Source organism: Actinophytocola sp. (assembly GCF_036378875.1).
In the GTDB taxonomy this organism is placed as follows: Bacteria; Actinomycetota; Actinomycetes; order Mycobacteriales; family Pseudonocardiaceae; genus Actinophytocola.
This window is the reverse complement of the sequence record NZ_DASUVO010000048.1, coordinates 19715-32448: the sequence shown is the minus strand read 5'-3', so window position 1 is coordinate 32448 and position 12734 is coordinate 19715. Positions and strand designations below refer to the sequence as shown.

General features: G+C 69.5%; 10 protein-coding genes. 7 read left to right on the top strand and 3 right to left on the bottom strand.

From position 1 onward, the window contains the following. Positions 1 to 43 precede the first annotated feature (43 nt). Together VF106_RS13830 and VF106_RS13825 are read right to left on the bottom strand one after the other, a co-directional pair. Positions 44 to 2725 (bottom strand): AfsR/SARP family transcriptional regulator, encoded by a 2682-nt coding sequence (locus tag VF106_RS13830; RefSeq protein ID WP_330840072.1) that lies wholly within the window; start codon positions 2723 to 2725, stop codon positions 44 to 46. Between the two features lie 9 nt (positions 2726 to 2734). After that, complete coding sequence (locus VF106_RS13825; protein WP_330840183.1) at positions 2735 to 3541, bottom strand: serine hydrolase domain-containing protein; 807 nt, start codon at positions 3539 to 3541, stop codon at positions 2735 to 2737. 252 nt (positions 3542 to 3793) lie between these two features. Here VF106_RS13825 and VF106_RS13820 point away from each other — a divergent pair, with 252 nt between their 5' ends. The 5 genes from VF106_RS13820 (at position 3794) to VF106_RS13800 (ending at position 7497) form a co-directional block, all read left to right on the top strand. Continuing rightward, on the top strand, positions 3794 to 4183 hold the full coding sequence (locus VF106_RS13820; protein ID WP_330840071.1) for an NTP pyrophosphohydrolase: 390 nt from the start codon (positions 3794 to 3796) through the stop codon (positions 4181 to 4183). 113 nt (positions 4184 to 4296) lie between these two features. Continuing rightward, entirely contained in the window at positions 4297 to 5112 is an 816-nt protein-coding gene (locus VF106_RS13815; protein ID WP_330840070.1) for a substrate-binding periplasmic protein, read from the top strand. Positions 5113 to 5114: 2 nt separating this feature from the next. Then, positions 5115 to 5906: a transporter substrate-binding domain-containing protein gene (locus VF106_RS13810; protein WP_330840069.1), complete on the top strand. Its 792-nt coding sequence runs from the start codon at positions 5115 to 5117 to the stop codon at positions 5904 to 5906. Next, positions 5907 to 6650, top strand: a complete 744-nt coding sequence (locus tag VF106_RS13805) for an amino acid ABC transporter permease (protein WP_330840068.1) — start codon at positions 5907 to 5909, stop codon at positions 6648 to 6650. Between the two features lie 115 nt (positions 6651 to 6765). After that, positions 6766 to 7497, top strand: a complete 732-nt coding sequence (locus VF106_RS13800) for an amino acid ABC transporter ATP-binding protein (RefSeq protein ID WP_330840067.1) — start codon at positions 6766 to 6768, stop codon at positions 7495 to 7497. A gap of 648 nt (positions 7498 to 8145) precedes the next feature. On the opposite strand, the gene VF106_RS13795 is transcribed toward VF106_RS13800, so the two are convergent. Continuing rightward, positions 8146 to 9774, bottom strand: a complete 1629-nt coding sequence (locus VF106_RS13795; RefSeq protein ID WP_330840066.1) for a PucR family transcriptional regulator — start codon at positions 9772 to 9774, stop codon at positions 8146 to 8148. A gap of 83 nt (positions 9775 to 9857) precedes the next feature. On the opposite strand from VF106_RS13795, the gene VF106_RS13790 reads away from it, so the two are divergent. Both VF106_RS13790 and VF106_RS13785 read left to right on the top strand, forming a co-directional pair. Beyond that, a complete protein-coding gene (locus tag VF106_RS13790; RefSeq protein WP_330840065.1) occupies positions 9858 to 11150 on the top strand; it encodes an aspartate aminotransferase family protein in 1293 nt (430 codons plus the stop codon). Then, the gene (locus VF106_RS13785) at positions 11150 to 12646 is read left to right on the top strand and encodes a CoA-acylating methylmalonate-semialdehyde dehydrogenase (RefSeq protein WP_330840064.1); all 1497 of its coding nucleotides are present in this window, start codon (positions 11150 to 11152) and stop codon (positions 12644 to 12646) included. The genes VF106_RS13790 and VF106_RS13785 overlap by 1 nt, the downstream gene beginning before the upstream one ends. Positions 12647 to 12734 lie beyond the last annotated feature (88 nt).

Here is a 12734-nt window from a genome sequence, read left to right as displayed (position 1 = left end):
GCGACTCGCGGGGGCTGAACGCGCGACTCGCGCATTGGGGGAGTCAGGCCAGTGTGGCTAGTTGGTTCTGGAGGCGGTTGATGTCGACCGTGCTGTGTTGGCTTCGGTACAGGTCCAGGGACTCGCGTAGGTACTCTCTCGCCTCTTCGGGGCGGCCTGCGTCGATGAGTACCTCGCCCGCGCGGCCGAGGAGTTCGGCCTGTCCACGGGTGTGCCCGAGTTCGCGGCAGACGGCGAGTGCCTGGCGGTAGTGGGTGAGCGACGAGTCGTGGTCGCCGACGTGGTGGGCGAGGAAACCGAGGCTTCCCAACGCTTCCGCCTCGCCCTCGCGGTTGTGGTGGGTGCGGTGCAGGTCGAGCGCGGCCGCGCAGTGACGGTGGGCCTCGTCGAACTCGCCAAGACGGGCGTGTAGCCAGCCGACCATGTTCAGCTCCGACGCGCCGTCGAGAGGGTGCTCCGTTGCCCGGCACAGGGCCAGCGCGACCGTCGCGTGTTCCAGCGCGCCGCGGTCGTCGCCCTGCCGCACCCTGGACCAGGCCAGGCACCGCTGCGTCTCCGCCTGACCGGCCAGGTCGTCCTGCTCCTCGGCCAGTGCCAGCGCGTGGGCGAGGTGTTCCTCGGCCTTGCCGTGTTCGCCGAGGTAGGTGTGGGTGTGCCCGAGCACGCGGTGCGCCCGCGCACGGACGAACAGGTCGTCGGCGGCGGTGAGCGCGGCCTGCCACACCGCCACCTGGTCCCGGAGGTGGCCGCGCCGCCGGTGGTAGGTGTCGAGTGCCCACGCCAGCTGCCACACCTCGCGACGCCAGCCACGGGACAGCGCGAGCTGCTGTGCGGCCAGCAGGCACGGGTGTTCGGTGTCGAACCACGTGGTCACGTCGCCGATCGTCTCCGCGGGCTCGATGTCGATGGGTGGGCGGTACGGGTACAGCACCCGCTCACCCGCGTAGGCCGTGCGCAGCAGGAACTCCACGAGCGTCCGCAGCGCGCCGTCCTCGATCGGCTGCTCGGTGGCGAACAGCCGAATGAGATCGTGCATCCGGAACCGGCCGGGCACGTGTTGCTGCACAAGGAACGCGTCGTCGAGCCGTCGCAACACCGCACGCACCTCGCTCACCGACAACCCGGTGAGCGCGGCCGCCGCTGGCAGACCGATGTCCGGGCCGGGCGCCGCGCCGAGCAACCCGAACACCCGCACGGCCTGCGCGTCGAGCCGGTGCACCGACCACGACAGCACGGCCCGCACGTCGCTGCTCAGGTCACCGCCGCCGAGCGCGTCCAGCCTGGCCTCACGTAACTCCGTTGCCAGGGTCGCGAGCGGGAACCGGGGATGCGCCGCGGCCCTTGCGGCCACCACGCCCAGCGCGAGCGGCAACCCACCGCAGCTCGCCACGACGTCGGCCACCGCCACCGGTTCCGCCGCCACCCGCCCCGCGCCGAGGCGGCGGGCCAGCAGCTCCCCGGCCTCCTTCTCCGGCAGGACGTCGAGGTCCAGCGGGACCCCGCCGTGCGCGGCGACGAGCCCGGTCAGCTGGCGACGGCTGGTCACCAGCACCGCGCAGGCCGGGCTGCCCGGCAGCAACGGGACGACCTGGTCCAGGTCAGCGGCGTTGTCGAGCACGAGCACGGCACGCTTCCCGGCCAGCACACCGCGAAAGGTGCCGGCGAGCGTGTCCAGGTCGGCCGGCATGCTCGACGTGTCCACGCCCAGCGCGGTGAGCAGTCCCCGCAACGCGGTTTCCGGTGGCACCGGCTGCCCGGACGGGTCGAACCCACGCAGGTTCACGTACAGCTGCCCGTCGGGGAACCTGCCGAGGTGCTGGTGCGCCCAGTGCAGTGCGAGCCACGTCTTGCCGATGCCCCCGATGCCGCCGATCGCCACCACGGCCTTCTCGTCCACGGCCTCGCTGAGCCGGGTGAGCTCACGGCCGCGGCCGGTGAACGACCGGGGCGGCGCGGGCAGCTGCCGTGGCACGGTGTTCCGGCCTGGCAGGTCCAGACCTGCGTCCGCGGCCAGGATCTGCCGGTGCAGTGTGCGCAGCGGCGGGCTGGGATCGGCGCCAAGCCCCTCGGCCAGCCGCTGGCGGAGCTTCTCGAAGTGCCGCAGCGCCTCGGCCTGGTGGCCGCCGCGGTAGAGCGCGAGCATGTACTGGCCGGCGAGACGCTCGTCCAGCGGATCCGCGCTCGTCCTGGTCGACAGCTCAGCGACCAGCGCCGCGTGGTCGCCGCGCCGCAACCGGATGTCGGTGAGGTCGAGCTCGGCGGCGTGCCGGTGCCCGGTCAGCTCGGTGCGCACCGCGTTGACCCACGGCGTGTCCAGCGTCCCGAACGGCTCGCCGTGCCACATCGCGAGCGCCTGCTCGAACAACGCCGCGGCCTGCTCGTCGTCGTGGGCGGCCCGTGCCAGCGTGAGCAGATCGTGGAACCGGTGCACGTCGACGGTCGCGGGATCGATCGTGAGGTGGTAGCCGTTGGCACGCCAGGAGATCGTGACGTCCGGCAGCGGGGCAAGCGCCTTGCGGAGCATCGTGATCCCGTGTTGCACCGCCCCGCGCGGCCGGAGCGGTTGCTGGTTCCCCCAGGCGCGCTCGACCAGCTCCTCCACCGGCACCGTGCGGTTGGCCTCCACCAGCAGGACGGCGAGCAGGCAGCGCAGCCGGGCGTACCCGAGCGCGATCGGCTGCCCGTCGAGACGGGCCTCGATATCGCCGAGCAGCCGAAACTCCACGGCGGGAGTCTATTGGTGTGACACGGAAACCGCGGCTGACACTTCCGCGACCAGCTGCCCGACGTCCTCACCCCAGTGCGAGGTGATCACCAGGTCACGGGCCGGATCGACCCACAACAGGTGGCGTCCGCCGTTGCCGCGAGCACACCGACCGGTCGCCGGCGCCTCCGGGAAGACGGTCTGCTGGTCGTTCAGCCACCACAGGTAGCCGTAGTCCGGCTTCACCGGGCACGGTGTCCAGCTCCGCGCGATCCATTCGGCGCTGAGCAGCCGCCGGCCCTCCCATTCCCCGTTGCGCAGGTAGAGCTGTCCGACCAGCGCCAGGTCCAGCGCGGACATCCACAGCCCGCCACCCCAGTGCGCGCCGCCGCTGACCACCGGGACACGGACACCGTCGACGTCGGAGAACGAGTTGTCGTAGCCGTGCCACTGCCACAAGGGTGACGCGCCCAGCGGGCGCATCACCGCCTCGGCCAGCACCTCGGGCAGTGCCTGGCCGAACAACCCCGTCAACGCCAGGCACAGCAGGTTGACCCGCACGTCGTTGTACGACCACACCGCGCCAGGCGGTCCGCTCGCCCCGTTGCTCTGGGCGTCGACGCTGGTGGGCTTGCCCCACAGGACCCCGTCCCACTGGCTGGTCTGCTGCAGCAGGTGCACCCACCGGACCGCGTCGCGGACCGGGGCGTCGACGTCGAGCAAGCCCCGGTCGTGCGCGATGCCGGCCACGAGACCGACGAACGACTTGGTCGCGCTGAAGCACATCTCCGGGTGGTCGTGCTCGCCCCAGGTGCCGACGACCTCGCCGCGGTGCATGACCACGCCGCTCGCGTGGTCGCCGGGAGCAGCGGGCCGATCACCTCGCGGTGCGACTCGTCGTTCACCTGCTTCGCGAGGTAGTCGGCGATCTGCCGGCTCCCCGGGGTCGGACGCGCGCTCTGCCGTGCGCACGCTTCCCGCACGGCGGCCCTGTCGATGGTCATGCCCGACGTTAACCCGGCGGACTCTCCCGTCAGCTCGTAGGATGGCCGGCATGAACCGCGCCGACCAGCCTGTCCGATGTGGACTATGAGCAGGGCGGTGCTCATCGTCGACACGGCGAACGTCATGGGATCCCGCGCCGACGGTTGGTGGCGGGACCGCCACGGCGCGGCCACCCGGCTACGTGACCAGATCGACGCGCTGGACGGCTTCCTCGGCCCGTCGTTCGACATCGCCGCCGGCGACGTCGTGATGGTCGTCGAGGGCAAGGCGCGCGGTGTCGGGGACGGCGAGCGGGTGCGGGTGATCAGCTCGGCTGGCGAGGGCGACGACACCATCGTCGACACCGTGGCGGAGTTCGCTGGGCAACCCGACGTCGACGTTTACGTGGTCACCGCCGACCGCGAGCTCAAGCGCCGCAGCCAGGACGCCGGCGCCGCCATCCTCGGCCCGAGGTGGCTGCTCAACCAGTTGTGATCTCTGTGATCAAGGGCACCAGGCCGCGTCCACACTGTGGAACGAGGTGAGGTCGCCGACTCTGAATGCTTACTGTGGCGCACGCATTCGTGGGATCTCAGGGGAGAAAAACCATGCGTTCCAGGCTTTTTGCCGTGCTCAGCGCCGCAGTGCTGGCCGTCACGCTGACCGCGTGCGGCAGCGACTCCGGTGACGGCGCGCAGGTGTTGCGGGTCGGCACCCTCACCGACGCACCACCAGCGATCTTCTTCGACGACGGCGAGTTCACCGGCTTCGACAACGAGCTGCTGAGGGACATCGCCAAGCGGCAAGGGTTCGAGGTCGAGTTCGTCGGCACCGAGTTCTCCAGCCTGCTCGCGGGGGTCGCGAACGGACGCTTCGACATCGGCAGCTCGACGATCTCCGCCACCGAGGCACGCAAGAAGACCGTGGCGTTCTCCAACGGCTACCACACGGAGTACACGACGATCGTCACGGCGAAGGGCGCGAACCTGACCTCGCTCGAGGCGTTCAAGGGCAAGCGGCTCGGTGTCGTGCAGGCGTCGGTGCAGGACGACTTCGCCACGAACAAGGTGCCGGGTGCGGAGGTAGTGCGGTTTCCCGACTACAACGCGGGTTTCGCGCAGCTGCGCAACGGCGCGGTCGACGGCTGGATCGTGCCGAACGAGATCGGCAACCAGTACATCGAGCAGAACCCGTCCGTGCCGCTGGAGATCGGCTACAAGATCGAGACCAAGGAGACGCCGTCCGCCTACGCGGTCGCCAAGACCAACTCCGAGCTGCTAGATAAGCTCAACAAGGGCCTGGCCGCGGCCATCGCCGACGGCACGGTCGAGAAGCTGAACACGAAGTTCTACCCGGACAGCCCCCTGCCGAAGGAGCTGGAGCCGAAGGGCCCCGGCCTGCCAGTGACCAACCCTGGAGTCTGAGGATGATGAAACGTCTGATCGCGGTCGTGACAGCGTTGGTCACGGCGGCGTCGCTCGTGGCCTGCGGCAGTGACGAGGACGCCGGCGGCGGTGGCGGCGACACGTTGCGTGTCGGCACGCTGAGCGACTCGAAACCCAACGCCTACCAGGAGAACGGCGAGTTCACCGGGTTCGACAACGAGCTGCTGAAGGCCATCGCCGAGAAGCAGGGGTTGAAGCTGGAGTTCGTGGCCACCGACTTCTCCGCGCTGCTGGGCCAGGTCGCCAACGGCACGTTCGACATCGGCAGCTCGGCCATCTCGCAGACCGACGAGCGCAAGAAGACCGTCGCGTTCTCCGACCCGTACAACTACCAGTCACTCGGCATCGCGGCGCCGGACGGCTCGCCGGTCACGGACGAGAACACCCTGGGCGGCAACCGGATCGGCGTGGTGCAGGGCACGGTCTCCGACACCTGGCTCGCGGACAACGAGCCGACCGCGCAGGCCGTCCGCTTCCCGAACGACGCGGCCGCCCTGTCGGCGCTGAAGACGAAGGCCATCGACGGCGCCGTGTTCGACCTGGCCACCGCGGAGGTCTACGTCGCGGAGAACCCGGACGCCAAGCTGAAGGTCGTGCACTCGATCACCACGGACCTGCCGCACGGCTACGCGTTCAAACAGGGCAACACCGAGCTGATCGACAAGGTGAACGCCGGCCTGAAGCAGGTCATCGAGGACGGCACGTGGGAGAAGCTGCACAAGCAGTTCGAGCCGAACGCGCCGACGCCGCCCGAGTTCGCGAGCAAGTCCTAAATGGACCAGTTCCTCGAAACCTTCCTCAACTGGGAATACATCTGGCAGGTCTTCCCGGACCTGCTGAAGACCGGGTTGTTGAACACGCTGATCCTGGCCGGCGTGTCGGCGCTCATCGGCACGGTGCTCGGCATGGTCCTGGCCATGATGGGCCTGTCGACGAAGCGTTGGCTGCGCTGGCCGGCGCGCGTGTACACCGACATCTTCCGCGGCCTGCCGGCGATCCTGACGATCCTCGTGGTCGGCCAGGGTCTCGGCACGGTCGCGCGGGACGTCGTCGGCACCAACCCGTACCCCCTTGGCATCCTGGCGCTGTCGCTGATCGCGGCGGCCTACATCGGCGAGATCTTCCGCGCCGGCATCCAGAGTGTCGAGAAAGGGCAGTTGGAGGCGAGCCGTGCCCTGGGGATGAAGTACCGCAGCGCCATGCTGTTGGTCGTCATCCCCCAGGGCGTGCGTCGCGTACTGCCCGCGCTGGTGAACCAGTTCATCGCGCTGGTGAAGGACTCCAGCCTGGTGTACTTCCTCGGTCTGCTGGCCTCGCAGCGCGAGCTGTTCCGCATCGGGCAGGACCTGGCCGCCAACACGGGCAACCTGTCTCCGTTGGTGGCGGCGGGTTTCGTGTACCTGGTGATCACGGTGCCGCTCACCCACCTGGTGAACTACATCGACAAGCGCCTGCGGGAGGGCAAGAAGGTGGCTCAGTCGCCGGACGACGAGCTGGAGCTGGCGGTGCGCCCATGAGCGGAGCTTGCGGAGCGAATCATCGATATTCAGGATGGGACCGAGCCCGCGGAGGGCGCCGGTGTAGCGGAGCCTGCGGAGCGTTCCGGCGCCACGGAGCGGGCGAGGTGCCGTCATGACGTCTTCCTCAAGTGTGGAGCTGCGGGACATCCACGTCTCGTTCGGCACTCTGGAAGTCCTGCGCGGCGTGTCCCTGACCGTCGAACAGGGAAAGACGGCCTGCATCATCGGCCCGTCCGGCTCGGGAAAGTCCACGTTGCTGCGCGTCGCGAACCGCCTGCAGGAACCGGACTCCGGCGAGATCCTCCTGGCGGGCACGAACGTCACCCGCACCAACCCGGACCAGCTGCGTCAGCGGGTCGGCATGGTATTCCAGCACTTCAACCTGTTCCCGCACCGGACCGTGCTGGACAACATCGTGCTGCCACTGCGGAACGTCCGCGGCGTCTCGAAGGAGGAGGCGACCTCGGTCGCCCGGGACCGCCTGGCGGAGGTCGGGTTGGCGGACAAGGCCCCGTACCGCCCGGCCGCCTTGTCCGGCGGTCAGCAGCAGCGGGTCGCCATCGCCCGTGCCCTCGCCATGAACCCGGAGGTCATGCTCTTCGACGAGGCCACCAGCGCGCTGGACCCGGAGTTGGTCAAAGGCGTGCTGGACCTGATGGCGGGCCTCGCCGACCGCGGCCTCACCCTGCTGGTCGTCACCCACGAGATGGGCTTCGCCCGAAAAGTCGCGGACAAGGTCGCCTTCATGGACCGAGGCGTCATCGTGGAGGAAGGCTCCCCGGAAGCCATCTTCGACAACCCGGAGTCACCGAGGCTGAAGCAGTTCCTGTCCCAGGTGCTGTGAAAGGCGCGTTCACCAGCCACGGGCGATGTCTCGAAAGACGCTTTCGGGTCGTTGAACCCAGATCCACCGATGGTCTTGGTGGCTCGGGGTGCGGCCCGGTGGGCTCGCTGCGCGGTTTCGGGGCGCGTAGCGCCTGAAACCGCTCGCAGTCAGGGGCGGTCGCGACTTCGGCCGGCGGCCATGCGAGGAAGGACGTCTTCATCACCGCCAGCGTGAGGAGCGTCCTTCACCACACCGCTCAAGTCGCGCTGGCCGCACACGAATGGCGCGTTCACGCTGCGGGCAAGGTCCTGAAAGACGCGCTCATGTCGTTGAACGTCCCCATCGCGTCTTTCAGGACAGCAGCCAGGTTCCCGACGCGTCCTTCGCGACGCGGCACCCTGCGGGTGCGCGCCGGGCGCGCAGCGCCCGGCGCCCGCGAAGCGGGCCCGACCAGGCCCACGCCTCTCGCACGGTGCGACACCCGACAAGATCATCGGTGGATCGAGGTTGAACGTCATCGGCGCGTCTTTCGAGACATCGGCGATGCCCCGATCGCGTCTTTCAGGACACCGGCCACGTCCCGAGAACGCGCCGTTCACCACACGGCCGGAGTGCTGAAAGCGTCTTTCACGCTCGGGGTGAAGCGGGTGCGGGCCGGGCGTCCGGTCAGCTGTTGATCTCCTCCACCAGCAGTGCGACGTGTAGCGACAGCACGGATTCCGGGTCGTCCAGGGAAACGCCCAGCACCTGTTCGATGCGGGCCAGCTGCTGGTAATACGCGGTCCGGGACATGTGGGCGGCGGCCGCGGCCGCGGACTTGTTTCCGCCGTGCTCACAGAAATGACGCAGTGCGTCGATCAGGCGGCTCTTGTTCGTCGCGTCGCGGGCCAGTAGTGGGCCCAGCTCGCGGGCGGCGAAGGCGGTCACCCGGTCGTCGTCGGCGAGTAGGTGGATCAGGCCGCGTAGGCGGACGTCGTCAAGGCGGTGGTAGTCGCGGCTGTCCGGGTTGCGGAGTGCCGCCTTCGCCACGTGGGCGGCCTCGATCATGCTTCTGCGGGCGTTCGGGAGCGAGTCGACCGTGGTGCCGACCGCGACGATCACCGGCAGTGCCTTCGGGGCGCTTGCCGCTGCCTGGTGGATTTCCTTCGACAGGCGGTGCAGTACCGCGTCCACGTCCGCCTGTGGGGTCAGGGACAGCAGCGCCCGCACGCTGATGTCGTCCACCACCCCGACCAGTGCCGCCACCCGTGCGCGGCGGGCGGCCAGTGCCGTTGCCTCCGCCAGGTCCCTCAGTACCTCCTGTGCGGCCATCGCGGGGCGGCCGGCCGTCGCCGCCTGTGTTGCCATCGACGGGCGGACCGACATGCCCAGAAGCTGGCGTCTGTGCAGGGGGACGCCGAGGGCGGTGGCCCGGGCGGTCAGGTCGGCGGCCGTCGTCGTCGAGCCCAGTAGTTCGGTCAGCAGCGAGCGGTGGGCGTGGCGTTCCAGGCCCTCACGGTCCCGTGCCACCAGGCGGTGCACGGCGAGCGCCGACGCCGCCCGTTCCGCGATCACCACCTGCCGGTGTTGCGGCTCCGACGGGCACGCCAACACCAGGCGGCCCCAGTCGTTGCCTCTCGCGCCCACGACGGTCAATAGCCAACCTTCGCCGACGTCATAGCCCGTTCGGGCATCGATGGTCACCGCGCGTGAGCGTGCTGCCCAGTCGGCGACCAGCTCGCGCGGGTCCGTGCCCGCCGCGTCGTAGGCGAGCACGTCGTGGCCGAGTGTCTCCAGCACGACCGGCAGGCCCGACGCCCGAGCCACCTCACGCAGCACTTCCGCTGGTTCGGCGCCCGCGACCGTCAACGCCGTGAACGTCTCGTGGACCCGCTCCGCGGCCCGTAGCTCCGCCACCTGCGCGGCCACGATCAAGCCGATCACGGCCTCCGTCACGGCCACGAACCGGGTTTCCCTCGACAGGGTGATGAGTGGCAGGTTGTGTTCGTCCGCCGCTTCGATCATCGCGGTCGGCAGCTCGCGGTGCCAGTGCCGGACCAGCTCGACGACCACCCCAGCGACGCCGACCGCGGACAGCTCGGTCACGTACCGGGTCAGTGCCTCGGCGTCGTCCGGCAGCGCGATGCCCGTCGTCAGCACCAGCTCACCGCCGCCGAGCAGGGGAGCGATGTCCGCGACCTCGGCGACGTGCACCCATCGCACGCGCCCGTTCAACCCGCCGGATCCGGCGACCACGGTCGCCAAGCCCTGCCGGATCACCGGCAGGGTCAGCACGTCCGCGACGGTCGGATACATGCACACAGACTGTACGGACGCTGGCGTTTCTGCGATACATACTGTCCATGGTGCGGGCGGGTGCCCCTCGGCACACTCAAGGCATGGATCGTCTGATCGACCGCCACCGCGCCGTCCTGCCGAACTGGCTCGCGCTGTACTACGCCGACCCCATCGAGATCGTGCACGCGAGCGGGCGGCGGGTGACCGACTCGAACGGCAAGACGTACCTCGACTTCTTCGCTGGCATCCTGACGAACGCGCTCGGGTACGACGTGCCCGAGGTCAGCGACGCGGTCCGCAAGCAACTGGACACTGGCATCCTGCACACCTCGACCCTCTACCTGATCCGCAGCCAGGTCGAGCTGGCCGAGGAGATCGCCCGGCTCTCCGGCATCCCGGACGCGAAGGTGTTCTTCACCAACTCCGGCACCGAGGCCAACGAGACCGCGCTCATGCTCGCCACGCAGTACCGGCGCAGCAACCAGGTCCTCGCGATGCGGAACTCCTACCACGGCCGCGCGTTCGCGACGGTCGGCATCACCGGCAACCGCGGTTGGTCCGCGTCCGCACTTTCACCCGTTCGTGTGTCCTATGTGCACGGTGGGTACCCGTATCGGAGCCCGTTCCGGGGGCTGTCGGAAGCCGACTACATCGCCGCGTGCGTCGAGGACCTCCGCGACGTGCTGCGGACCGGGACGTCCGGCGACGTCGCGTGCATGATCGCGGAGCCGATCCAGGGCGTCGGCGGGTTCAGCACGCCGCCGGACGGCCTGTTCGGCGCTTTCGCGGAAGTCCTTGCGGAGTACGGAATCCTGTTCATCTCGGACGAGGTGCAGACGGGGTGGGGCCGCACGGGCACGCACTTCTGGGGCATACAGGCGCACGGGGTGACCCCGGACATGATGACCTTCGCGAAGGGACTGGGGAACGGTCTCGCCATTGGTGGCGTTGTGGCGCGCGCGGACATCATGGACTGCTTCACGGCGAACTCGATTTCCACGTTCGGGGGTAATCCGGTCGCGACAGTTGGTGCACGCGCGGTGTTGGACTACGTGCGCGAGCACGACCTGCAGGCCAACGCCCACCGGCTCGGCACCCGTCTGTTGTCGGGGCTCCGTGATACCTCTTCGCGGCAACCCGTGGTGGGTGACGTACGCGGAAAGGGGTTGATGGTCGGGATAGAGCTCGTGGAGCCGGGCGGCACGACGCCGTCGCCTGCCGCGGCCGCACGCGTGCTGGAGGAGACCCGCGCGCGGGGCCTGCTGGTGGGCAAGGGCGGACTCCACAACAACGTCATCCGGCTTGCGCCCCCGATGACGGTGACGAGCGAGGAGACGGACGAGGCGCTGGCGATCCTCGACGAGGCGATCGCCGCGGCGGGAGGGGACGACTGATGGTCGCGCGGATCAGCCACTGGATCGACGGGAAGCCGTGGGCGGGTGTCGCGGAGCGGACCGGTGACGTGTTCGACCCGGCCACCGGCGAGGTGACCGGGCAGGTCGACTTCGCGGCGCCGAGTGAGGTCGACGAGGCGGTCGCCGCCGCCACGGAGGCGTTCCAGACCTGGCGCAACACCTCGCTGGCGGCGCGGTCGCGTGTCCTGTTCGCCTTCCGCGAACTGCTCAACGAGCACAAGGCGGACCTGGCGGCCATCGTCACCGCCGAGCACGGCAAGGTCCTCGACGACGCGGCGGGTGAGGTCGGCCGCGCCATCGAGAACGTCGACTTCGCGTGCGGGATCCCCGCCCTGCTCAAGGGCGGGTTCAGCGAGAACGCGTCCTCGAGGGTGGACGTCTACTCGATACGGCAGCCGCTCGGCGTCGTCGGCGTGATCTCGCCGTTCAACTTCCCGGCGATGGTGCCGCTGTGGTTCGTGCCGAACGCGATCGCGTGCGGCAACACCGTCGTGTTGAAACCGTCCGAGAAGGACCCGAGCGCCGCGAACTTCATCGCGGACCTGTGGGCTCGCGCCGGCCTGCCGGACGGCGTGCTCAACGTGCTGCACGGTGACAAGGTGGCCGTCGACGGTCTGCTGACACACCCGGGCGTCCGCGGCGTCTCCTTCGTGGGGTCGACCCCCATCGCCCGCTACGTCTACGAGACCGGCACCCGCAACGGCAAGCGGGTGCAGGCGCTGGGCGGCGCGAAGAACCACATGGTGGTGCTGCCGGACGCCGACCTGGACCTGGCCGCCGACGCCGCGGTGTCCGCCGGCTTCGGCTCGGCCGGCGAGCGGTGCATGGCCATCTCGGTGGTGGTCGCGGTGGACCCGATCGGTGACGAGCTGGTCGGCCGCATCTCCGAGCGCATGGCGAAACTGAAGGTCGGCGACGGCCGCCGCCCCGGCTGCGAGATGGGGCCGCTGGTGACCGCCGCCCACCGCGACAAGGTGGCGTCCTACCTGGACACCGGGGTCGGTGAGGGCGCGACGCTGGCCGTCGACGGCCGAGGACACGAGGTCGACGGCGCGTCGACCGGCTTCTGGCTCGGCCCGACGCTGTTCGACCACGTGCGCCAGGACATGTCCCTCTACCGGGACGAGATCTTCGGGCCGGTGCTGTCCGTGGTCCGCGCCGACACCTACGAGCACGCGGTCGACATGATCAACGGCAACCCCTACGGCAACGGTACGGCGATCTTCACGAACGACGGCGGCGCGGCAAGGCGCTTCCAGAACGAGATCGAGGTCGGCATGGTCGGCGTGAACGTCCCCATCCCCGTCCCGGTCGGCTACTACTCGTTCGGCGGGTGGAAGGACTCGCTGTTCGGCGACACCCACGCGTACGGTCCGGACGGTCTGCACTTCTTCACCAGGACGAAGGTCGTCACGTCCCGCTGGCTCGATCCATCACACGGAGGAGTGAATCTGGGCTTTCCGCGTAACGACTGAGCGCCGTCTGTCCTCGTGCGACTTCCGGTGGGTGGGAACCAACCGCGTACACGAATCGTCGTAGGCCCGGGCTTACCGCCTGGTCAGG

Bases quoted from the DNA above. Each gene is read 5' to 3' on its own strand.
- VF106_RS13825 (WP_330840183.1), bottom strand. From the start codon at position 3,541: ATGCACCGCGGCGAGGTCGTCGGCACCTGGGGCGAGCACGACCACCCG.
- VF106_RS13820 (WP_330840071.1), top strand. From the start codon at position 3,794: ATGAGCAGGGCGGTGCTCATCGTCGACACGGCGAACGTCATGGGATCC.
- VF106_RS13815 (WP_330840070.1), top strand. From the start codon at position 4,297: ATGCGTTCCAGGCTTTTTGCCGTGCTCAGCGCCGCAGTGCTGGCCGTC.
- VF106_RS13810 (WP_330840069.1), top strand. From the start codon at position 5,115: ATGATGAAACGTCTGATCGCGGTCGTGACAGCGTTGGTCACGGCGGCG.
- VF106_RS13805 (WP_330840068.1), top strand. From the start codon at position 5,907: ATGGACCAGTTCCTCGAAACCTTCCTCAACTGGGAATACATCTGGCAG.
- VF106_RS13800 (WP_330840067.1), top strand. From the start codon at position 6,766: ATGACGTCTTCCTCAAGTGTGGAGCTGCGGGACATCCACGTCTCGTTC.
- VF106_RS13795 (WP_330840066.1), bottom strand. From the start codon at position 9,774: ATGTATCCGACCGTCGCGGACGTGCTGACCCTGCCGGTGATCCGGCAG.
- VF106_RS13790 (WP_330840065.1), top strand. From the start codon at position 9,858: ATGGATCGTCTGATCGACCGCCACCGCGCCGTCCTGCCGAACTGGCTC.
- VF106_RS13785 (WP_330840064.1), top strand. From the start codon at position 11,150: ATGGTCGCGCGGATCAGCCACTGGATCGACGGGAAGCCGTGGGCGGGT.